At 52.8% G+C, this 21,879-nt stretch carries 23 protein-coding genes and 1 pseudogene; 17 read left to right on the plus strand and 7 right to left on the minus strand.

Annotation, left to right across the window (positions count from 1 at the left end; translation table 11 throughout):
• The 5 genes and pseudogenes from PN477_RS06190 to PN477_RS06210 all read left to right on the plus strand — a co-directional run.
• Window positions 1-114 (plus strand): annotated as a pseudogene (locus tag PN477_RS06190) (IS5/IS1182 family transposase); the annotation flags it as partial.
• A 150-nt stretch (window positions 115-264) separates the two neighbouring features.
• Window positions 265-711 carry a hypothetical protein gene (locus PN477_RS06195; protein WP_272118317.1) on the plus strand — a complete coding sequence of 149 codons (447 nt, stop codon included), beginning with the start codon at window positions 265-267 and terminating at the stop codon, window positions 709-711.
• 125 nt (window positions 712-836) lie between these two features.
• A complete protein-coding gene (locus PN477_RS06200) occupies window positions 837-1,094 on the plus strand; it encodes a WD40 repeat domain-containing protein (protein ID WP_272118316.1) in 258 nt (85 codons plus the stop codon).
• A 25-nt stretch (window positions 1,095-1,119) separates the two neighbouring features.
• A complete protein-coding gene (locus PN477_RS06205) occupies window positions 1,120-1,431 on the plus strand; it encodes a DUF433 domain-containing protein (protein WP_272118315.1) in 312 nt (103 codons plus the stop codon).
• Entirely contained in the window at window positions 1,432-1,782 is a 351-nt protein-coding gene (locus tag PN477_RS06210; protein ID WP_272118314.1) for a DUF5615 family PIN-like protein, read from the plus strand.
• A 142-nt stretch (window positions 1,783-1,924) separates the two neighbouring features.
• On the opposite strand, the gene PN477_RS06215 is transcribed toward PN477_RS06210, so the two are convergent.
• A complete protein-coding gene (locus PN477_RS06215) occupies window positions 1,925-3,871 on the minus strand; it encodes an ABC1 kinase family protein (RefSeq protein ID WP_272118313.1) in 1,947 nt (648 codons plus the stop codon).
• 202 nt (window positions 3,872-4,073) lie between these two features.
• On the opposite strand from PN477_RS06215, the gene PN477_RS06220 reads away from it, so the two are divergent.
• The gene (locus tag PN477_RS06220) at window positions 4,074-4,271 is read left to right on the plus strand and encodes a hypothetical protein (RefSeq protein WP_272147092.1); all 198 of its coding nucleotides are present in this window, start codon (window positions 4,074-4,076) and stop codon (window positions 4,269-4,271) included.
• Between the two features lie 69 nt (window positions 4,272-4,340).
• Window positions 4,341-5,216: an Npun_R2479 family HD domain-containing metalloprotein gene (locus PN477_RS06225; protein WP_272118311.1), complete on the plus strand. Its 876-nt coding sequence runs from the start codon at window positions 4,341-4,343 to the stop codon at window positions 5,214-5,216.
• A gap of 72 nt (window positions 5,217-5,288) precedes the next feature.
• On the opposite strand, the gene PN477_RS06230 is transcribed toward PN477_RS06225, so the two are convergent.
• The 3 genes from PN477_RS06230 to PN477_RS06240 form a co-directional block, all read right to left on the minus strand.
• Window positions 5,289-6,242, minus strand: coding sequence for an alpha-E domain-containing protein (locus PN477_RS06230; RefSeq protein WP_272118310.1), 954 nt, complete (start codon window positions 6,240-6,242; stop codon window positions 5,289-5,291).
• Window positions 6,243-6,469: 227 nt separating this feature from the next.
• Window positions 6,470-6,676: a glycogen debranching protein gene (locus tag PN477_RS06235; protein WP_272147093.1), complete on the minus strand. Its 207-nt coding sequence runs from the start codon at window positions 6,674-6,676 to the stop codon at window positions 6,470-6,472.
• A gap of 195 nt (window positions 6,677-6,871) precedes the next feature.
• The gene (locus tag PN477_RS06240; RefSeq protein WP_272118308.1) at window positions 6,872-8,077 is read right to left on the minus strand and encodes an ABC transporter ATP-binding protein; all 1,206 of its coding nucleotides are present in this window, start codon (window positions 8,075-8,077) and stop codon (window positions 6,872-6,874) included.
• 166 nt (window positions 8,078-8,243) lie between these two features.
• Between PN477_RS06240 and PN477_RS06245 the strand changes: the two genes are divergently transcribed.
• The 5 genes from PN477_RS06245 to sodX all read left to right on the plus strand — a co-directional run bounded on the left by PN477_RS06245 (window position 8,244) and on the right by sodX (window position 14,299).
• The gene (locus tag PN477_RS06245) at window positions 8,244-9,635 is read left to right on the plus strand and encodes an N-acetylmuramoyl-L-alanine amidase (RefSeq protein WP_272118307.1); all 1,392 of its coding nucleotides are present in this window, start codon (window positions 8,244-8,246) and stop codon (window positions 9,633-9,635) included.
• Between the two features lie 294 nt (window positions 9,636-9,929).
• A complete protein-coding gene (locus PN477_RS06250) occupies window positions 9,930-11,501 on the plus strand; it encodes an NAD(P)H-quinone oxidoreductase subunit N (protein WP_272118306.1) in 1,572 nt (523 codons plus the stop codon).
• A 106-nt stretch (window positions 11,502-11,607) separates the two neighbouring features.
• Window positions 11,608-13,230 (plus strand): D-Ala-D-Ala carboxypeptidase family metallohydrolase, encoded by a 1,623-nt coding sequence (locus PN477_RS06255; RefSeq protein ID WP_272118305.1) that lies wholly within the window; start codon window positions 11,608-11,610, stop codon window positions 13,228-13,230.
• A gap of 149 nt (window positions 13,231-13,379) precedes the next feature.
• Entirely contained in the window at window positions 13,380-13,841 is a 462-nt protein-coding gene (gene sodN, locus PN477_RS06260; protein WP_272118304.1) for a superoxide dismutase, Ni, read from the plus strand.
• A 38-nt stretch (window positions 13,842-13,879) separates the two neighbouring features.
• Window positions 13,880-14,299 (plus strand): nickel-type superoxide dismutase maturation protease, encoded by a 420-nt coding sequence (gene sodX, locus PN477_RS06265; protein WP_272118303.1) that lies wholly within the window; start codon window positions 13,880-13,882, stop codon window positions 14,297-14,299.
• Between the two features lie 4 nt (window positions 14,300-14,303).
• Here the strand turns inward: sodX and PN477_RS06270 are convergent, their stop codons facing one another.
• Together PN477_RS06270 and PN477_RS06275 are read right to left on the minus strand one after the other, a co-directional pair.
• Window positions 14,304-15,242, minus strand: coding sequence for an Abi family protein (locus tag PN477_RS06270; protein ID WP_272118302.1), 939 nt, complete (start codon window positions 15,240-15,242; stop codon window positions 14,304-14,306).
• 163 nt (window positions 15,243-15,405) lie between these two features.
• A complete protein-coding gene (locus tag PN477_RS06275) occupies window positions 15,406-16,752 on the minus strand; it encodes a proton extrusion protein PcxA (protein WP_272118301.1) in 1,347 nt (448 codons plus the stop codon).
• A gap of 206 nt (window positions 16,753-16,958) precedes the next feature.
• On the opposite strand from PN477_RS06275, the gene PN477_RS06280 reads away from it, so the two are divergent.
• Window positions 16,959-17,963, plus strand: a complete 1,005-nt coding sequence (locus PN477_RS06280; RefSeq protein WP_272118318.1) for a glycerate kinase — start codon at window positions 16,959-16,961, stop codon at window positions 17,961-17,963.
• On the opposite strand, the gene pdxA is transcribed toward PN477_RS06280, so the two are convergent.
• Window positions 17,951-18,967, minus strand: coding sequence for a 4-hydroxythreonine-4-phosphate dehydrogenase PdxA (gene pdxA / locus PN477_RS06285; RefSeq protein WP_272118300.1), 1,017 nt, complete (start codon window positions 18,965-18,967; stop codon window positions 17,951-17,953). The two genes, PN477_RS06280 and pdxA, sit on opposite strands and share 13 nt — an antisense overlap.
• 103 nt (window positions 18,968-19,070) lie before the next feature.
• Between pdxA and petM the strand changes: the two genes are divergently transcribed.
• From petM to PN477_RS06305, 4 genes are all read left to right on the plus strand, one after another.
• Window positions 19,071-19,184, plus strand: coding sequence for a cytochrome b6-f complex subunit PetM (gene petM, locus PN477_RS06290; protein WP_072621173.1), 114 nt, complete (start codon window positions 19,071-19,073; stop codon window positions 19,182-19,184).
• Window positions 19,185-19,415: 231 nt separating this feature from the next.
• On the plus strand, window positions 19,416-19,784 hold the full coding sequence (gene psb28, locus PN477_RS06295; protein ID WP_072621172.1) for a photosystem II reaction center protein Psb28: 369 nt from the start codon (window positions 19,416-19,418) through the stop codon (window positions 19,782-19,784).
• A 100-nt stretch (window positions 19,785-19,884) separates the two neighbouring features.
• Window positions 19,885-20,808, plus strand: a complete 924-nt coding sequence (thyD, locus tag PN477_RS06300) for a thylakoid membrane protein ThyD (RefSeq protein ID WP_272118295.1) — start codon at window positions 19,885-19,887, stop codon at window positions 20,806-20,808.
• A gap of 153 nt (window positions 20,809-20,961) precedes the next feature.
• A complete protein-coding gene (locus PN477_RS06305) occupies window positions 20,962-21,861 on the plus strand; it encodes a hypothetical protein (RefSeq protein WP_272118294.1) in 900 nt (299 codons plus the stop codon).
• The last annotated feature ends 18 nt before the right edge of the window (window positions 21,862-21,879 follow it).

Raw genomic sequence — 21,879 nt, forward strand, 5'->3', positions numbered from 1 at the left:
TGGTTGGGTAAGCATCGCCGTTTAAGTAAAGACTATGAGCGCCTTCCCCAAATGAGTGAGTGTTTCGTCTATCAAGCCATGACCTCTTTAATGCTCAAACGCCTTACTGTTTAATCTTTTCTTTACAGATACCTTCTAGAATTTATTGAAGAACTAATTTCAATATTTGATAAATACATTAACACACAAGAATTCCATTTTGGATTAGAATCCCTCAGACAAATACTCAAAGAAGCAAAGAAAAAGAAATCACTTCCGTTTGTAATGGACGAGGAGGATCATATATTAATAGAAAATTTCTCACAATTTTATATAAGACCTATATACCTATTCAAGGATTCAAGTCATATTTTTGATAATGAGTTAAGTGTTCTAGAAATTATTTCAAAATACACAATTATTGATGAAAATCAAGAGATAAAAAATTATTCTTTTATTGATTCGCAGAGCGATTTGTTTATTCAAGCCTCAGATATTTTTGTTGGTTTAATGGGCAAGTTTTTCAGTTATATAAATACCAACACAAGAGAAAATATAATTGGTGATTTTGAATCACTATCTGAAAGACAATTCAACAATATTGATGCTCTTATAGATTTGATAGATAAATCTAATGATAAGAATGTTGCATTCTTGCATTCAATAGATAGTTACGAAGAGCTAGCGAAAATGAGTTTAATAGATGAAATTAGACGTAGAAAACACGCATAACAACCCGGTTGGAGCGGACTGTTGAGAGATCTCAGTAGTAAGTGCGATCGCCCATCTTGTAGAGTGCCGTAATGAAATGTAACGCACCTTCTAGAAATCAGTACAGACGCGGCATAACAATTCAAATGCAGCGGACGATTTGCTATGCTTTAAAAAGGCTTTACATCCTAAAAAAACGTAATAACTATGAAATGGCGATTAACCCTGATGGAAAAATAGTTGCTAGTGGAGGTGATGATGGCAGAGTAAAACTGTGGGATGTAAAAAATAAAACACAAACAGGTGAGTTATCGGGACAGAATAAACCTGTAATGTCCGTCAGCTTTAGCCCTGATGGAAAGTTACTTGCTAGTGGCAGTAAAGACTATACTGTAAAAATATAGCAAGCTAGGTAGAAATGAAATTAGTATGCTAGCCCTGAGTTATCCACACATCGAGAAGCTAGAGAATCAGCCTGCACGATTACAGCGATCGCCACGTGTTCGAGTCGCACAAATTGTCATGGATTATCTTGCCTATGGTTGGTCTGTCGAGGAAATATGCCGACAGCACCTTTACTTAAAACCAGCCGAAGCTCATGCGGCAATGGGCTACTATTTTGACCATCAGGAAGAAATCGACCGAGAAATCACCCAAGAATGGGAGCAGGTGCAAACTAGTACAACCCAAGTAGCTAGATCACCTTTTTACACCAGAATGAAAGCTAGAGGGCTGCTGTAAGTGGCTATTGCTTTGTATATGGATGTTCATATTCCTCAAGCTATTACTGATCAGTTGCGCCGTCGAGGTGTAGATATATTGACGGCATTTGAAGATGAATGCAACGAACTCGCTGATGATCAGCTTTTGTTAAGGGTAACTCAACTCAATCGAGTTCTGTTTACCCAAGACATTCGATTTCGCGTTTTAGCCGAAATCTGGCAAGTAGAAGGAAAGCAGTTTTCTGGACTAATCTTCGGTCATCAACTTGGAGGTACGATTGGTCAGTTTGTCAGAGATTTAGAATTGATTGCCAAAGCCTCAGAACCCGATGAATGGATGAATGCAGTTGAGTACATCCCGTTCAAGTGAAAGACAAAACACATAACGTTAGCTTGCTTTTGCCACAGTGCTATCAAGTGGGTGAACGTCAGAGGTTAAGTGGTTTGATAGCGATCGCACCTAAATGATCGCCATTTTGCAAATCATTGTTGAGTGCGATCGCTGTCCAGTATTATGCGGCGGGGAGCGATCGCCGCCCTATGGGTTCTACGGTAACCGTCTGAATCGGCTTTTCATCGAGCAACAATTGGCGAATCAACCGAGCCGCCACCCGCTGCACTAGACCATTGGCGATCTGTTGTCCCATCTCCTGCATTTCATGTTTGGCGAGCAATTGGGGGAGCAGGGGCAAGATTGCCATCGGATCAAAACCTTGGGTTTCGCGGAGAATTTCAAAAATGTTTTTGAGATGTTCAAAATTACTTTGAGCGTCTCCCTCCTGTAAATCTCCCGGCATTTCCACCGCTTTTAAGCCCACCTGCTGCCGGACGAGAGAGGACATATTAAAAAAGGTGCGGCGGCTGTAAGTATCCACGGCTTGAATGATCTCATCGGCAAGACGTTCGCGGATGAAGGTACCGCGATCGGAAAAGAGAAAATCTAAGGTTTGAGATAACACCTGCTCGAAATCATAATCAGCGGAATTGCGGGCATTACGGAGGAGATTTTCGAGGCGATTCCAGCGAAAGCCACCATCTTTAAACAGAAGACCTTTTAAAGAGTTGCGTAATTCAGGGGATGGATCGGTAAGGAGGCGTTTTGCAACGTAGGGATAGGCTTTACTGAGCACTTTAAAATCCGGTTCAATGCCGATCGCAATCCCTTCGAGCGTCACCAATGAGCGAATAATCAAGGCATAGTAGGCCGGAACTTGGAACGGAAATTCATACATCATTTCCGACATTTGATCGGTGATGCTCTTGAAATTCAACTCCGCCACACTGGCCCCTAGAGCGTTACCAAATACCTGACTGAGGGCAGGAATGATCGGCTCTAGATCGGTGTCGGGGGTGAGAAAGTCGAGTTTCACATAGTCATGGGCGAGGGCTTCAAAATCACGGTTGACGAGATGGACGATCGCTTCAATCAGGCCGTAGCGTTGATAGGGTTTGATCCGGCTCATCATGCCGAAATCGAGGTAGGCGAGTTTGCCGTCGGGGGTGGCGAGGAGGTTGCCGGGGTGGGGGTCGGCGTGGAAAAAGCCATGTTCAAGGAGTTGGCGCAGGGAGCAGGCGACCCCCACTTCTACGAGGTAGGTGGCATCGATGTTTTGGGCTTGGATGGCGGGGATGTTGGTGAGTTTGGTGCCTTCGATCCATTCCATGGTGAGGACGCGCCGCCCGGTGTAGTCCCAATAGATGGAGGGGATGTAGATTTCGGGGAGGTAGTCATAAAGGCGGGCGAATTCTTCGGCGTTGCGGCCTTCTTGGCTGTAGTCCATTTCTTCAAAGATGCGTCCGGCGAATTCGTCGGCGATGCCGATTAAGTCGCTGCGGATGCGTTTGATGTTGGCTTTGGCCCAGAGGGCGAGGCTGCGCATGATGTAGACATCGAGGGTGATGCGGCGCAGGAGGTCGGGGCGTTGGACTTTGACGGCGACGGTTTCGCCGGTTTTGAGTTTGCCTTTGTAGACTTGGCCGAGGGAGGCGGCGGCGACGGGTTGGGAGGAGAGTTCGGCGTAGATGGCTTCGGGGCGATCGCCCAATTCTTCTTCAATAAATCGATAGGCGATCGCATTGTCAAAGGGCGGCAATTGATCCTGCAACCGCGCCAACTCCTCCATATAGATCGCCGGGACTAAATCGGGGCGCGTCGAGAGGGCTTGCCCCACTTTGATATAGGTGGGCCCTAATTTGGTGATGGTGTCGCGCAGTTGCACCGCTCGGCGGCGTTTCTTTTTCTCTGCCGATCCGGTCACTTTGTCCCACCACAGCAGCAATCCAAACCATAGGAAGGGAACCAATATATCCCACAGTCGCCCCAACACCTGGAACGGTCGCTGGCGATAAAAGGACATGATCGCCTCAGGATCGTAATGCCCAATTTCGCGCCGCATGGGATCTTGATCGCTTGGGACGGTGAATTGTTGTTGAAGGGAAGAGAGGGAAGCCTCAGCCATGGGTTCTACCGGTGCGCATTAAGGATTGAAATATATTGTAACAATTTGTTTTCCCGGATCTTCAGCCCCTCAACCCAAAACCGGATCTTTGACCCTGTTCCTCCACTAGGCGATCTCCGGGGGGAGGGTGCGATCGCGCCTCATCCGGTTTCCCTAGACACAGCTTCACCCATGCTGAATAGAATCGAGGTAAATGGAAACCATGATGATGCTAACTATTCCTGAAACACAAAAATTGTGGCAGCCTTTTGCTAATGCATTAGAGACCCCCTCGAATGGGGAAGAGTACCAAAATCTAGTTGATTGGCTCGATCAACTCATCGATGAAGTCGGGGAAGATAAACAACATTCCCTTGCTCCAAGGATTTCATTCCCTGAACGAAAAAATGATATCCACTAAACTTTACCGTCGCGCCAAATCTCCCACGTTAAAATAAGCAATAATCTTTCCCTATCACGCCGATTCACCATGTTCTTGGCAACCAATCTCCTCATTGACAACCTTGTCCAACAACTCACCCAAGGCTATCGCCGCACCTATGGGGGGTGGAAATCGGAATACGCCGAGATCATTGCCTGGGCAGCAGCCATGGCCCTGGAAAATATCGCCAACAGCGATGCCCTGTATCACAACGTTGAACACACCATTTTTGTCACCCTCGTCGGTCAAGAAATTCTGCGCGGCAAACATATTAAAGAAGGCGGAACCACCCCCGAAGATTGGCTACACTTTCACATCGCCCTGCTCTGCCACGACATCGGCTACGTCAAAGGCGTATGCCAACCCGACGACCCCCTCCACTACCAATACGCCACCGGCATCGGCGACAGTAAAATTCAACTGCCCCCCGGTGCTAGCGATGCCAGCCTCGCCCCCTACCATGTCGATCGCGGCAAACTCTTTGTTCAAGAGCGGTTTGGGGGTCACAAACTGATTGATGCGGAATTACTCAAAGAAAGCATCGAACTCACCCGCTTTCCTGTTCCCGCCGATGAAGACCACAAAGACACCTATCACTATCCCGGTCTGGTGCGAGCGGCAGATTTAATCGGCCAACTCAGCGACCCCCGCTATCTCCAAAAAATTCCCGCCCTTTTCTATGAGTTTGAAGAAATCGGCACTAATCAATTTTTAGGCTACAAAACACCGGGGGATCTCCGTGCCAACTATCCTAGTTTCTATTGGAAAGCGGTTCACCCTTACTTACCGACGGCGCTGAAATTCCTCAACCTCACCCAATCCGGTAAACAGATTATCGCCAACCTCTACGCCACGGTGTTCCGGGTTGAACATGAACAAGATCCCGAAGTCCAAAAGCCCACGCCAGATTCCGTTGCTGCATAGGCCGAATGTTCCCCGGTTCGTCCTGCGACCAGGCTGAACCGGGGGAATCATAAGCTCAGGGGCGCAGGTGGGCTACGCCAAGACGGGTTCAGTATTGAAGAACGTCAGGGCAATTTCATTGCTGATATTGTTGATTGACCCTTGCATTTGGTCGAGGAACTCATGGAGGCCGTCTTCAATGACATCCTCAATCACTAAATATCCTAATTGTGCCGATAATCTTCCTAGGGCGCGTTCTGGGGAGCGGTTCCAGGTTCCCATCGGGGTTTGGGTGATTTCGTAGAGGGATTTTTCGGTTTGGGAAATGCAGAAGTTAATCGAGCGGGGGAAGTGGCGATCGAGGATCAGGAATTCTGCGATCGCCGTCGGATTAATCCGGTTTTGCTGCTTACGATACATTTCATAGGCGCTCGCCGACTTCAACAACGCGATCCACTGCAACTGATCCAAAGGCGTTCCCACCCAATCCGCCGACGGCAGCAGAATAAAATACTTCACATCCAGGATTCGCATCGTTTTATCCGCCCGCTCCAACAAACGCCCCATCTTGCCAAAATGCCAGCCCTCATTGTGGGTCATCGTCGCATCCATCACCCCCGCAAACCGATGGCTATAGCGCTTCACCTGGGCAAACAAATCCGGCATCATGTCAATATGCTTAACCGACTCGGCATCCTTCACCATCAGGTAAAAATTATTCACGTCCTCCCACATTTCCGAGGAGATAATTTCACGAATGGAGCGGGCATTTTCCCGCGCCACCCGCAACGCCGAGAGAATTGAGTTGGGATAGTCCGGATCAAAGGTGAGAAACTGAATCACATTTTCAGCCGTGGCCTCGCCGTAACGCGCTTTAAAAAACTCTGAATCGCCCGTCGTAATCACCAGCGGATGCCATTGCTGCGCTAAATGACTGGGCAAATCCAGCATCAAATTCAAATTCACATCCACAAACCGCGCAATATTGTCCGCCCGCTCAATGTAGCGATTGAGCCAATAGATCGAATTCGCAACACGACTTAACATAACCAACATCGGGTAAATCTTTCTCAACTTTACCCTAATGGCATTGGCGCAACGGAGCTGTTAACTGAGAACAAACAGCCCATTTTGCCGAGTGCAGCGTCAAGACTTACGATTCGGATTGTCTTGAATGTCCAACGCTCAACGTGACGGTGCGTTACGCTTCGCTAACAGCACCCTACAAACATCCTAATTCTTGGCATTGACGCTGTACTAGATTCAGCGGTGCTCTACCCCAGTTTTAGGGAATTGACCGGCACTTCATCCCACGATTCCACCGTCCGCAGTTGGGCCGTCCATCCCGCCGCTTTCTGGCTATCCGTCAAATTGTCCACGAACGAAGCATGGCAATCTTCAGCGGCTTTTTGATCGCAGCAGGCAATGCAGGCATGCACCATGCCCGACGGGTCGAGTTGTTCATTAATCCAAATCGTCATAAGGAGGTGAGACCGATCCACAGCGTATTTCATCCTAGCCTGTTCACGCTGATTTTTCGAGGCAGGCGATCGCGCCCCGACTCAGAAACACTATGGCAGTGGTCGATATCGTGAGGACGGGCAAGGGGCTTAAGCCCCTTGTTCCTAGACACACCCTTGTCCTAGGCAACCTGACTACAGCTATATTTCTGATCTTTAGCAGAGACGTTGGTGGGTTTTGGGGTCGAAGAAGTGAATTTTATCGGGAGCGATCGCAAACCAGAGCACGTCTCCCAATTGCACCGGATGATCGGGGGGGATGCGAATCCGGATCGGGGCTTGGGGAAATTCCATCAGGTGCGCCGTGAGGTAGGTGTCATTGCCGAGGGCTTCGACGAGTTCGACTTTGACGGCGATGTTTTTGGTGGCGGCGGGGCTGAGGTGGAGGTGTTCGGGGCGAATGCCGAGGAGGAGGGTATGGCCGCCGTAGGATGCGAGGCGATCGCCCCATTCAGGGGGTAAGGTATAGCGGAATTGTCCTAAAACCAGGGTACTCGGCGCACTGATCTGCACTGGGAGAAAATTCATCGGCGGCGACCCGATAAACTCCGCGACGAAGCGGTTGGCGGGGTTGTTGTAGAGTTCGAGGGGGGGCGCGATCTGTTGCAGTTCGCCGCCGTTCATGACGGCGATGCGATCGCCCATGGTCATCGCTTCAGTTTGGTCGTGGGTGACGTAGATCGTCGTGATGCCGAGGCTGCGCTGGAGTTGGACGATCTGGGCGCGGGTTTCGTTGCGGAGTTTCGCGTCCAAATTTGACAGGGGTTCATCCATCAAAAACACTTGAGGATTACGGGCGATCGCTCGCCCCAAGGCCACCCGCTGCTTTTGTCCCCCCGAAAGCTGTTTCGGCAGCCGGGTTAATAATTCTTCAATTTGCAACTGTTGCGCCACCGCCTGCACGCGGGCGGCCACCTGTCGCTCCTGCTCCGATTGATAGCGTAGCGCCGCCGGTAATGACCGCGTGGCCGCCCCTAACCACTCTCGCCCCCAATGGTTCAATGCGGCTTTGGTGTTGGGGTGGGCGATGCTGCGGCGCAGGCCAAAGGCGATGTTATCAAACACCGTCAGATGGGGATAGAGGGCGTAGCTTTGGAACACCATGGCGATATCTCGGTCTTTAGGGGGGAGGGTGTGAATGGTGCGATCGCCCACCGTGATACTACCCGCCGTCTGAGTTTCTAACCCCGCCAAGATCCGTAATAACGTGCTCTTGCCACAGCCCGACGGCCCCACCAAGACCATGAACTCACCATCCCGAATCTGCAAATCAATTCCCCGTAGCACATTGACAGCCTGATTTTTTGCTCCCGATTGGCTCGGAAACTGCTTATAAATCTTGTCAAGAACAACCTCTGCCACCGTACTTTTTGCCCCTAGGAACCGTCGTTCATTTTAGTGTGATTCGGGAGTCTCTGGCGAAAATCCCCATCCCCCCCATGAGAAATATAGGATTCTCACGGTAGGCTATGATCTGAAATTCTGATCCGACTCACTCACACACACGTTCAATACTGGAGTCATTCCTGTGACATTACGCTGGTTGACACTTTCGCTCTTGGGCCTTGTCCTTTGGGCATCTCCTGCCGAAGCCGGTCGGCTGACCTCCTGGCAATTTGATCATCGTGCCAATCAATTACGGTTTACCACTGATGACGGGGTACAACCCACTGCCAAACTGATTGCCAACCCGGCCCGGTTGATTATTGATTTACCGGGTACGATCCTCAGCCGCCCCACCGTCACCCAACGGGTGGGAGGCACGATTCGCGAGGTGCGGATTGGTCAATTTAACGCCAGTACCACCCGCCTGGTGATTGAACTTGCCCCCGGCTATACCCTCGATCCGGAACGGGTGGAATTTCGCGGCACATCGGATCGGCAGTGGCAAGTGACGTTGCCGCCACCGGAGCGGATTGATCTCAACCAAAGTCCAGTGACGGGGTTGGATAATTTTCAAGTGACTCAAAATGGCTTTTTTGTGCGGTTGGCGGAGCTAGCCCAGCCCCAAGCGACGGTGCGCCGCAGTGGCGATCGCAAGGAAATCGCGGTGTCAATTCGCGGTAATCGCATCCCCGACAATCTCCAAAACCAAACCATTTTGATCAACCGCTACGGTGTGGACACGATCCGGTTTGAACCCGACGCGATCCGGCTTACGGTTGCTGCCGATGGCCCGGATTGGCGGGCGGCGGTGAGTCGGGCCGGGATTGCGATCGTCCCCAGTGGCGGCCAGGTGCTCAACGGCGATCGCACCACCGTCCCCCTCCCCAGCGATGAACAGGTCGTCCAAATTCCCGTCCCACCCCCAGAGCGCACCACCCCCACCTCCCAACGCCCCACCGCCAATCCGGGAGATTTCCGCGTTCCCAATGCCCGCATCCTCACCACCATCGACCCCGGCCACGGTGGCCGCGATCCAGGCGCGATCGGGATTGGGGGGCTTCAGGAAAAAGATGTCGTCTTGCCGATTTCCTTGGAAGTGGCCCGGATTTTGTCCGAGGCCGGAGTTAGCGTATTGATGACGCGATCCGATGATCGATTTATCAGCTTGCAAGAACGGGCAGTCATGGCCAATCGCGCCCGCTCCACCCTATTTGTCAGCATTCACGCCAACGCCATCAGCATGAGCCGCCCCGATGTGAATGGGGTCGAAACCTACTACTTCAGCAGCCGGAGTCGTAACTTTGCCGCCACCGTCCATCAGTCCATCCTCAGTCAGATCCGGATTGGCAATCGGGGCGTAAAACAGGCGCGGTTCTACGTGTTGCGCAATACCTCAATGCCATCGATTTTAGTCGAAGTGGGGTTTGTGACCGGGGCCCAGGATGCGCCGCGTTTGGCTGATCCGGCCTTTCGGGATCAGATGGCGCGGGCGATCGCTGACGGCATCCTGCGCTACGTCAGCGATAACTATTAATAAAGGGGACAATCACCAATTCTCATCACAGCCGGAATCGTCCACCGGACTGCCGAGATAGCGACCCCACGCAAGTTTGAATAATCAGGACTTACGCAGGGACACACACAAACAAGGGGCTTAAGCCCCTTGCCTCAACGAAAAACTGAAAGATTGGCCAGAAATTTGCGTAAGTCCTGACAATACCCGTCTGCGCCCAGAATTGCGACACCTCCCCCGCAACACGATACAATTTGCCATGGACGGGCTTGGGGCCCGCACCGTGCAGTGTTCGCGAAAACGGCTTAAATTTTTATGGATTTGTCTAACGATCTTGCCGCGCAGCTTAATGCTGGGGCAATTCTTCCGGAAGGGCTGGTGATCGTCACGTTGATGGCTGTGCTGGTCATTGATCTGATTGTGGGGCGCAAAGCGTCATCCTGGCTTCCCTATGTGGCGATCGCGGGCCTATTCGCCACCGTCGCCGCCCTCGTCTTGCAATGGGATAATCCTAACCCCCTTGCCTTCTTCGACAGTTTCAACAGTGACGACCTCAGCGTCATTTTCCGAGGCATCATCGCCCTGTCCACGGTGATCACGATCCTGATGTCGATCCGCTACATCGAACAATCAGGAACCTCCCTCGCGGAGTTCATGGCGATCATGCTTACCGCCACCCTCGGCGCGATGTTCCTCTCTGGGGCGAATGACCTGGTGATGATCTTTGTGTCCTTGGAAACCTTGAGTATTTCCTCGTACCTGATGACGGGCTACACCAAGCGCGACCCCCGTTCCAACGAAGCCGCCTTGAAATATCTCCTGATCGGCGCGGCCAGTTCAGCGATTTTCCTCTATGGCGTGTCCTTGCTCTACGGGCTATCCGGGGGAGAAACGAACCTCGCCCAAATTGCGGCCCAGTTGGCCCAAGGCGATAGTGACCAAGCCTTGGGGTTAGCGATCGCCCTCGTCTTTAGCATCGCCGGGATTGCCTTTAAAATCTCCGCTGTCCCCTTCCACCAATGGACTCCCGATGTCTACGAAGGCTCCCCCACGCCGGTGGTGGCCTTCCTCTCCGTCGGCTCCAAGGCGGCCGGGTTTGCCCTCGCCCTGCGGATGCTCCTCACCGCCTTTGAATCCGTCACGGTGGAATGGCATTTCATCTTCACCGCCCTCGCCATCCTGAGCATGATCCTGGGTAACGTCGTCGCCCTCGCCCAAACCAGCATGAAACGGATGCTCGCCTATTCCTCCATCGCCCAAGCCGGGTTTGTGATGTTGGGGATGATCGCCGGAACCGAAGCCGGATACGCCAGCATGGTGTTTTATCTGCTGATTTACCTGTTCATGAACTTGGGCGCGTTTACCTGTGTGATTCTCTTCTCCCTGCGCACCGGGACGGATCAAATCAGCGACTACGCCGGACTCTATCAAAAAGATGCCCTCTTAACCTTGGCGTTGAGCATTTGCCTCCTGTCCCTCGGTGGGATTCCCCCCATGGCGGGCTTCTTTGGCAAGATTTATCTCTTCTGGGCCGGTTGGCAAGCGGGTCTCTATGGCTTAGTGTTGCTGGGCTTGGTCACCAGTGTGATCTCGATTTACTACTACATCCGCGTCGTTAAGATGATGGTGGTGAAAGAGCCGCAGGAAATGTCCGATGCGGTGCAAAATTACCCCCCGATCCGCTGGAATTTAACGGGGATGCGCCCCTTACAAGTGGGGATTGTGTTTTCCTTGATCACCACCTCTTTGGCGGGGATTTTGTCGAATCCGCTGCTCACCTTGGCGAATAATTCGATCACCCAAACGGACTTATTCCATGTGGCTAATGCTGCGGCAGTGGAGACTGTGGCCCAGGTTGCGGAGGACGCTGATCCTGTGGCGCAATAAGCTCTAACGGCCCCATCAATCTGGCATTATCATGAAAAGGCTTGATCTCGGTCAGGCCTTTTTTGCACTCTGATGGCATCTTCACTTTTAGGACTAGCAGCGGGATATGGCGATCTTGACCCTCGATCAACGCAATTACTACTATGTGCTAGAGGCCGAGCGCACGGGGATTCACAAGTCGATTTTGGCGGCGTTGGATCAGGTGCAGCGATCGCCTACCCTCGAAGGTGATGAAACAGGCCTCGGCGTGACCCACACAGACCCGCCCCTTGATACCTTTGCCCTCCAAGTCCAATACGCCGCCAACACGATCCGCACCCTCACCGATCGCCTCATTGACCAGGGTTGGAAAAGTAGCGATCTTTGGGAGGCGGCCCAGGGGCGGTACAGCGATCGCTTCCTCGCCGTCATTGCCGGCGGCTATACCCCCGCCGTAGAAGATACCGCCGTGGGAACCCTCGCCACCTGCGACCCGACCGCGTTGCAAAATGCCTATCTCGACGACATCGAGCAAGACTGGACTCCCGAATCCCAAGCCGAGCTAGACCCGCAACTCTTGGCCCTGATTGATCGCATCCCGGAATATTATTTGGGTCTGTCCCACCAACGGCGGGGCTTAATTGAAGTGGTGCGGATTTGGCGCAAACTGGACAGCCAAGGGGCGGCGGTGGAATCCCTTGCCCGCGAAACAAAGCAATCGATCCAGCAGTTTGCCGAAGATGATCTTGATATCGCCCTTAAACAATTCATCCAACGGATTTCGCCCTATTACGCGGGTTTTCCTCATCAGCGGGAAGCCCTGCTGCGGTTGACGCAATATTGGCGACAATTACCGAGCCGGTCAGCCGCGATCGCCTCCCTGGCCGAAAGCACCCGCCCGGATTCTGACCTCTATCTGTTCGACCCCGCCCTGCTCGACTTTACCCAACGCATCCCTCGCTATTACGAAGGCACGGGGGCGCAACGGAACGCCCTCACCGAAGGGTTTCGGGTCTGGCGACAGTTGAATTCACGACAAACGGCCCTCGCTGCCTTGGGGATTGACCCGGAACGTCTCAACGCGGCGGGATCGGATCAAGGGGCGTTAAGTGCGATCGCCACGGAACTCGATCGCGAACTGCTCAACTTCGTGCGCCGCATCCCCCTCGCCTACCGCGAAACCCACCAACAACGCGAAGCCCTGATCCGTCTTGTCCAACTCTGGCGCGGCCTGAAAACCCGTGAGCAAACCCTGAGCGCCCTCACCGACGACCTCAAACGCCTCGAACAAAACCCCCCCGCCATCGAAACCCCCGCCCTGATCATCCCCCAACGCCCCGATCGCTGGACACCCCAAACCATTGAACTCACCCTCAGCATCGTCCCCAACGGCAATTTCACTTGGACGGAAGCCACCCAAGGCGGCACGCGGATGCCCACCAGCCAAACCACCGTTGATGCGATCGTCCGGATTGCAGAACTGGCCCAACGGGCCCGCGATCGCGTCAATCGTCCCTTCCTCATCACCAGTTGGTACCGCCCGCCCCACATCAACCGCGCCGTCGGTGGAGTCAGCAACAGCCGCCACATCGTCGGCGATGCGATCGATTTCGTCTGCGAAGGGTTGAGCGGCAATCAACTCTACTGGCTCCTTGACCCCTGGTGGCCCGGCGGTCTCGGTCGCTATACCCGATTTCCCCACCTCTGCCACATCGATGCCCGCAGCTATCGCGCCCGCTGGCGACATTAGCCCATCCTCCCCGAAATGCTGCCCCCCTTGTCGAGGTTTACAACAAACAACTAAGCTAGATGGGGGGATGGGGGATTCTTTGCCCTCTTCATCCTGTTGAAATTAACCTTTCAACCTCACTAAACTTCAATAATCTCAACGCAATTTTTATGCTGAAGCACATCATTTCTACCCTCAAGCAAGCAGCACCAGCTACCAACGCGGTTCAAGCCCACTGCGACGGCCCCTGCGGCGTTTACGATCCCTCAGCAGCCCGGATCACGGCTGAAGCCGTATTATCCATGACCAAGAAGATTTTGGACTTGCAATCTGACGGTGATGCTGTGAAGTACCAAAACACCCTCTCGCGCTACATCGCCATCAAAGAAGAGCAAGCCCAAAAAACCAAAGAAGAATTGCTCATCCTCTGGACGGACTACTTCAAACCCGTTCACCTCGAACAATTCCCCGACCTCCACGACACTTTCTGGAAAGCCACCAAACTCTGCTCCGCCTGCAAAGTGGAAGTGAGCAAAGAGCACGCCGAAGAACTGATGGCGGCGGTGCAAAAGATTCACACCATGTTCTGGAGCAGCAAAGGCAAAGACGTGGCTTGGGTCACCGCTAGCTAAATCACTCAACCCTCAGGGGGTGTAATTCCGCCTGATGGATGGACGCAGGGATAGTCGCTGGGCTATCCCTACTTTTTTGGGACTGGGGGCGATCGCATCACATGGCATTACCAGACTGTTCCGGATGGGAATTTGGCCGGTGGGTCTTGCGGCGGCGGCGGCGGTTCCGGGTGGAGGGGCGATCGATGCTGCCCCTGTTGGAGCCGGGGGAAGAAGTACTCGTGTATCCGGGGGCCTATCGGCAGCGATCGCCCCAAGTGGGTGACCTCGTCATCGTGCAGCATCCCCAACGGCCCACGTTGCAGATGGTGAAGCGGGTGGGGGAAATTTTACCCACACCCACAGGCGATGAATTTTGGGTCTACGGCGATAATCCAGCAGAAAGTACCGATAGTCGTCAGTTTGGCCCGGTGGCGCGATCGCACCTCCTCGGCCGCGTCACCTGTCGCTTTCGCTAAGGAATCAGCGCAGAACACTAGATGATTCATGGTTCCATAATGGTTCATTACACCAATATTCAGGAAATCCCATTGTAGCAATAGGAACTGATGGATACTGGGCTAAAGTCTGATGTAGAAAGCCTGAAAAATGATGCTTTGCTTTGATCGCATTCAGTAGATATTGGATGACACAAAGGGCAATAAAGAAATCATTTTTGCCATTGCGCCGAAGATCAGAAACTGTCGATCTTCTGAGCCATAGACAAGGTAAAGTATTAGGAATACTGGGAGAAATCGGTAAATAAATATTCAAAAGTCTGGCATGATGAGCACAGATATTTCGGATATAGCAGAGAGAATGCAACCAAGATATGAGTGCTTTATAGGTAAGACCAAAATAATCATAAATGTTTTGACAAGCATCACATGGATTTAATTCCTTCAACAATTTCGAGAGTTTCCCGAAAGAAATAGTTTCCAGAGCCATGTAGCACGGTGGTAACATTGGACTCGAATATTTTTGACGATAATGCTTAACGAACACTGCTACATTTTTCTTTTGGCAGTATTCTGTAATTTCGTTAATCAATGATTGATGAAAATCGGGATGTTTAAACAAGCTTTGATCAAGATACCAATGAGAGCCATACACTTGGGAGTAGTGATAAATCACCTGAGTACGAACAGCAACTTCAATCGACTCAATCGCATTGAATACAAGCATTCTCAAAGACTTATCAAATTCATAAAATCGAATCACATCTTCAAATTTTGAACCGTCTTTAAATTGATGCTGTTGCGATTTTTCATCTTGAAAAAAGCGGGTATAGGCACTCAGGCGATAGTAGCTAATTCGCGCAAGGGTCTCTTCTGCAATATTTAGATTTTCAATAATTAATCCGCGAGCTTGTAGCCGTTCAATCTGCTCTCGAAACGAGAGAGAGGGCTTTTGATACTGCATAAATGTACTAAATGCTGAAAAAATCTGCCAGTTGACACGTCTAGGAGAGGTGTGGCAGATGTATTAATAGGATAATAGCAAGATGATTCAACCTGTGTCAACGCTAAACCTTGAGATTGGAGAGCTTAAATTCATCTCAGCCTATGCTTGCATCGCCCGAAATCTATTCATTCATGGTTTTATAGGTGGCGACGGCGGAGGGGGAAATGCGGTTGAGGTAGCGGAAAATCCAGTATTTTAAAACCGTGTCGAGGATCACGGGGAAGGTGGCGATGAAGAGGAAATTGAATTCGCGACTTTCGGGGAGGCCGAAGTGATGGGAGATGCCTTCTAGAATGACTTCCCAACCGTGGGGGGAGTGGAATCCGACGAACATATCGGTAAAGAGAATGATTAAAAAGGCTTTGGCGGAATCACTGAGGCCGTAGATGATTTCGTCGATGAAGTCTTTGAGGATTTGAATTTCGCGGCGACTGGCGACGATGACCCCAGCGAAGGCGGCGAGGGAGAAGAGGTCGGCGAAGATGTTGGAGACGGCATTGGCTCCTTCGTGGCGATATTCCTCGGCGACTTCGATCGCTTTTTCTTTGACTTTTTCTTCGCGCTCTGACTCGGAAAGGGGGGGCGTGAGGCCGAGCATGGTGCTGAGGCGGAGGCTTTTTTCGTATTGCTCTAGTTCGACGAAGGCTTCCGCTTGGAGGTCTTGGTTGAGGAAGACGATGTCGCTGGTGTGGGAGAAGAAGTTTTGCTCGATCAGGGGGGCGATGAGGAAGGTTTTGGTGATTTGGTGGGTGAGGAGGGGGATGATCACCAAGAGGAGGAGGAATTTAACGGCGATCGCAGTGCGATCGCGGGCTTGGCGGAATTTTTGCACCACTTCCCCTTCGGTGCCGAGGGATTGGGGGTCAAGTTCCCGTTTGACGCGGCTGAAGGTGTTGAGGATTGAGCGGGGGACGGCTCCGGTTTTTTCGGCGGCACTGGAGAGGTTGGGCTTGGCGGGGCGATCGCTAGACGAAACAGGAACCGGGGGGGATGATTTTCCCCAAAAGTTCTTTTTTTGAGGATTTTGAGGGACGGCGGCTTGGGATTGAGGGGGGATGGTGGTGAGGGAAAGGGCTTTTTTGGGGTCGGGTTGGCTGGGGTTGTAGTGGGCGAGGATGCCGTCGATGAAGTTGAGTTTTTCGATGATGATGGCGGAGCGTTCTTGGATGGTGGTGTCGTAAAAGAGGGAGGTGGGCCGATCGCTCCCCCCCAAGAAGATCCGCGTGGCGCGAAATTCCGCCAGACGCACGTTAATCGTGGTGATGTTGTTTTTAACTTCGGCTTTGAAATAGGAGAGGACGCGATCGCTGTAGTCCGATTCCGTCGCGAACCCCACCGCTTGACCCTGAAAATGTTCGTCCTCAATGGCTTTGATTTTCAATGCTGCTTGATATGCTTCATCTAAGGCCCGCTCTGGGGTCTCTACATACCACCGTCTCACGTTCCGAACAAGATTACGGAGTTTCATAGGGGCGAAAATTGGGTGCTGAAGTCCAGGATTCTAAAGCACAACACCGATTCTGGATCAGCTTGAATGATTGAGTAACCGGTCAAGATGTACAGGGTATGTTAGCAAATTATTTTCGGGTCGGACTGCCCAATGATTGAGGAAATCGAAACAAACCCAAAGACTCGATACAATCACAATCATCACCTGACGATAATGTGTTTGCTATGCTCCAAGCGGATGAGGTGCAACGCTATCTAACCACTGCACAGGCCCAGGCTGATCCAGCGGGGGCGCTGACGATCGCACCCCAGACGGCGGAGTTTGAGGCGCGATCGCACCACTTTTGCACCCTGTTGCCGACCCTGCTGCCGTACTGCCACACTCTCGGCCTCACCGATCGCGATCGCATTGCCGCCGATTTGTGGAATCTTTGGCTGCCCCTGGCTCAAACGTTAAGCCGCGATCGCGAAACCCTAGGCCGTCCCGTCGTGCAGGGCATCCTCGGCAGTCAAGGTACGGGCAAAACCACCCTCGCCCGCATTCTTGGCCTGATCCTAGATTCGTTCGATTGCCGCTCGGTGCAGTTTTCCCTCGATGACCTCTACAAGTCCTATGTTGAACGCCAACAGCTTCAACAAGCCGATCCGCGCTTAATCTGGCGGGGGCCACCGGGAACCCATGACGTGGCGATCGGGATTGATTTGCTCGATAAATTGCGCCAAGCTCATCGCCGTTTACCGGTGATTGTGCCGCGTTTTGATAAGTCAGCGATCGGGGGGTTGGGGGATAAAGCCGCGCCAGAGGTGATCGATGGGGTGGATGTGGTGATTTTTGAGGGGTGGTGTGTGGGGGTGCGACCAATTGATCCGAGGGTGTTTGACAATCCGCCGGAGCCGATTGTGACGGAGCGCGATCGCACCTTTGCCCGCGACATGAACGATCGCCTGCTTGACTATGTCCCCCTCTGGCATCGCCTCGATCGCCTCCTCATCCTCCATCCCGTGGATTATCGCCTGAGCCAACAATGGCGCAAAGATGCCGAACACCAGATGATCGCCCAGGGGAAACCCGGCATGAGTGACGCGGACATTGAACAATTCGTCGCCTACTTTTGGCAAGCCCTCCACCCGGAACTGTTCATCACACCCCTCACGAAAAATCCCCTCTTAACGGATCTTGTGGTGGAAATTGAGCGCGATCGCACCCTCGGCCGAATCTATCGCCCCTGACGACGTTCGGCCAGTTCCACCGCAAGGAGGATCGCGGCTTTCATGCTGGCGGGATTGGCCATGCCCCGCCCGGCGATGTCGAAAGCGGTGCCGTGGTCGGGAGAGGTGCGAATAAAGGGCAGACCGATGGTGGTGTTGATTGCTTGGTCGAAGCCCATTAATTTCACCGGGATTAAGCCCTGATCGTGGTAGAGGGCGAGATAGGCATCGGCGAGGCCGGGGATTTGGGCATCACGGAACCAGGCGTGACCGGGCTTAACCCACAGGGTATCGGGGGGGACGGGGCCGATGAGTTTGACGCTGGGGCGATCGCGCCGTTCTCGCTCCAGCCAGGGAATGAGCCAATCCTGTTCCTCGTGGCCGAGTTTGCCCGCTTCGCCGCTGTGGGGGTTGAGTCCCGCGATCGCAACGGTCGGCGCAGTGATGCCAAAATCGCAGGTCAAACAGTCCAGGAGCAGATCCAATTTTTGGCCCATCAGATCCGGGGTGAGCACATCAGGAACGGCGCGGAGGGGGATGTGAGTGGTGGCCAAAAGGGTGATCAGTTGCCAACCGGTGTAGGGCGATCGCGCCACAAACGCCATCCCGAACCGCTCCACCCCCGCTCGCGTCGCCAAAACCTCCGTTTGGCCGGGGTAATTGTGCCCCGCCGCCTGCCAGAGGTGTTTCGCGATCGGGGCGGTGACGATACCCGCGTATTGCCCGGCGATCGCTTCCGTAATCGCCCGGTCAAGGTAGGCAAAACTCGCCGCCCCGGTCGCTGCACTACCCTCCCCGGCGATCGCAGCATGATCCAAGGGCAAATCAATGACGGGAAACTGAGCCGGATCGGCCAGATCATCGCAGTTCAGGGCGTGATAGGTGGCTTCGAGGTGCGATCGCGTCCCCACCAACGTCACCCCGCACCGAGACGCGATCGCCGGATCGGCCAAGGCTTTCAAAACCACTTCCGGGCCAATCCCCGCCGGATCTCCCACTGGAATGATGAGCTGCGATCGTTTCATCTCTCCCCCCGCTGATTAAGCATGGTTCCGCCTCCAACTTCCCCTACAATGGAACATTAAGCGAAATTTCATTATCAATCGATCATTTACGGAGTTTAACAGCATGAACGCTCACGATCTCATGATTAACGCCGCTGTGTTGTCTTTTACCCTCATCTTAGTGGGCTTAGGACTAGGCTTTTTCCTTTTAAAACTCCAAGGCGGCGAAGCCGAATAAATTGGCGGCTGAGGCTGGAAAACATCGGGCGCAACTCTTGCGCCCCTTTTCCATTTTTTGATATAGCAATCCTATGCGATTCATGAATAGGCAAGGGGCTGAAGCCCCTTGTTGATGAGGAGATCAGATCTCCGATTGATTTAGGATCGCTATATTGGTGATCACCCAGATTAACAAACAGTTTAGACCTCCAAACCACTAACCCTCCTGTCAATTTCAGCAATCAAACCCATGGCCACAGTGGAACCTCGCATTGAGTTCTTTGAAGGGATACCTGAAACACTCACAAACATTCGACTACGGCAAGGTAAAACATCAGGAATTCGGAATATTTTATTAGAATTTGAAACCCTCCAAGCTGTTGATCTCTTTAACAGTTTTACGAAACGATTTACCGGCACAGTTCACCTGATTGATGAAGAAGGGGAAATCAATGCAACCCCCTCCTCCTTTCGCTTTCGCGTTAGCCCCGATGAAGAAGATGATATTCTCGGTGCGGACTGTCAAATTGATATCGAATCGCCTCAAGACTGGGATCGGGTGATGCGATTTCTAGAGCGATATGCAGAAGCGAACGGAATGGGATATGAAGATCGATAACAGGCTGAATGACCGTTTTTAACGTCCTTGGTTTTAAAAAGATGGCGATTTAACCATTTAACATCATCAATATTTTAGTAGCGATTAATTTGGGAGTAATATGAAGGTTGCAATTACCGGAGCAACGGGATTTGTCGGTAGTCGTTTAGTCGAAAAACTAACGGCAGATCAGCATCAAGTGGTGGTGTTTTCGCGTCATGGGGAAAAAGCCCGGCGGACATTTCCCAGCGAGGCATTTCCGACGGTGGACATTGTGGAATATACGCCGAAAAAATCGGGAGCCTGGCAAGAACAGATCGCGGGTTGTGATGCGGTGGTGAATTTGGCCGGTGCGCCGATCGCAGAGGAGCGCTGGACCGCAGCCCGCAAGCATGAGATTAAGACGAGCCGGATCGAAGGGACGGCAAAGATTGTCGAGGCGATTCACCAAGCCGACCCCAAGCCGCCCGTCTTGATCAATGCGTCGGCGATTGGCTATTACGGCACGAGTGAGGCGGAAACCTTTACGGAAAGCAGCGCACCGGGGGATGATTTCCTCGCGTCGATTTGCCAAGGCTGGGAGGCGGCGGCCCAGCAGGCAGCAGCGGCGGGGGTGCGCACGGTGATTTTTCGGTTTGGGATTGTGTTGGGCAATGGGGGGGCGATCGCAAAAATGATTCCCCCGTTTAAACTCTTTGCCGGGGGGCCGATTGGGACGGGGAAACAGTGGTTTTCCTGGATTCACCGTGAAGATGTGGTGAATTTAATCCTCAAGGCGCTCCAAGACCCGCAGATGAGCGGGGTATACAATGCCACGGCTCCGAATCCGCTACGCATGGAAGACTTTTGCCGGGTGCTCGGTGAGGAAATGGGGCGGCCGTCGTGGTTGCCCGTGCCGAGTTTTGTGATTGAAACCCTACTCGGTGATGGTGCGATCGTGGTGCTCGAAGGGCAGCAGGTGTTACCCAAGGCCGTGGGTGATTTAGAGTTTACCTACCAATACCCCACCGCCCAAACCGCAATTCAAGACGTGCTCGCGGCGTGATCGGTTGGTTGCTGGAAGCTGGTGAGGTCATGCACTCTCAATCCGATTAGGATTATGCATGTAGGCTAATTCTTCATTCTGTGTTGTGTCATGACTGTCTTGTCTGATCGTTTCTGGGGTCGATATTACGTCCTGTCTCCCCTTGCTATGCTTATGGGGCTTGCCATCGCGCTACCCATGGCGGCCCAAACCCTCCCCCACCAGCCCACCGCCTTCAACTCCCTCCAAAAACCGGAGCACAAAGCCAAACCCGCGATCCTCAGCCAAGGGAATCCCGAACCCCCACCCCTTCCCCTCCATCGTCAATCTGTGCCCCGCCAACCCTTTCAGCCCCAGATCCTACCCCTCGTGCCCCAGGGCAACCCGGACACCCAATCCACGACCGAGCGGCGCATTACTCCGAATATTGCGATTATTACGCCGTCGGCCTATGGCGCAAGTGAGGGGGATCTGGCGGTGGGGGTGGGGGTTCAGGCGCGATCGCGCTTTAGTGACCAAGGTGATGGGGTGATCGGGGCCAAAATTGGCTTTGGGGATAGCCGCGAAACGGTGGGGCTGGAATTAGGGCTGGTTTTGGTGGATTTGGATAGCCCCTGGAGTGATGGGGCGTTTAATTTCAAACTGCACCGTCAACTGAATCCCGATCTGGTCGTGGCGGCTGGGATGCAGTCCATCGCCCGCTTTGGCGACACCGATAGCGCGGCCTCCCTCTACGGTGTTGCCACCCAACGCTTCACCCTTCGCCCCCAAATTACCGATCCCCTCAGTCAACTCTATCTGTCGGTGGGGCTGGGAAATGGTCAGTTTCGGTCTGAGGCGGATGTGTTGGCGGATGAGAGTAGCGTTGGACTGTTTGGGAGTGTGGCGCTGCGGCTGACGGCGGGGTCAAGTGCGATCGCCGAATGGACGGGGCAAGATTTAACCATCGGCATGGCGATCGTGCCGTTTCCCGATCAATCCTTCGTGATTGTGCCTGCACTGAGTGATCTAACGGGGAGTGCGGGGGATGGGGTGCGCTTCTTATTTTCAGCGAGCTATAGTTTTTCGTTTTAGGCGCTCAATTTCTGTCAA

Origin of the sequence: Spirulina subsalsa CS-330, assembly GCF_028330765.1 — a bacterium.
Lineage (GTDB): Bacteria > Cyanobacteriota > Cyanobacteriia > Cyanobacteriales > Spirulinaceae > Spirulina > Spirulina subsalsa_A.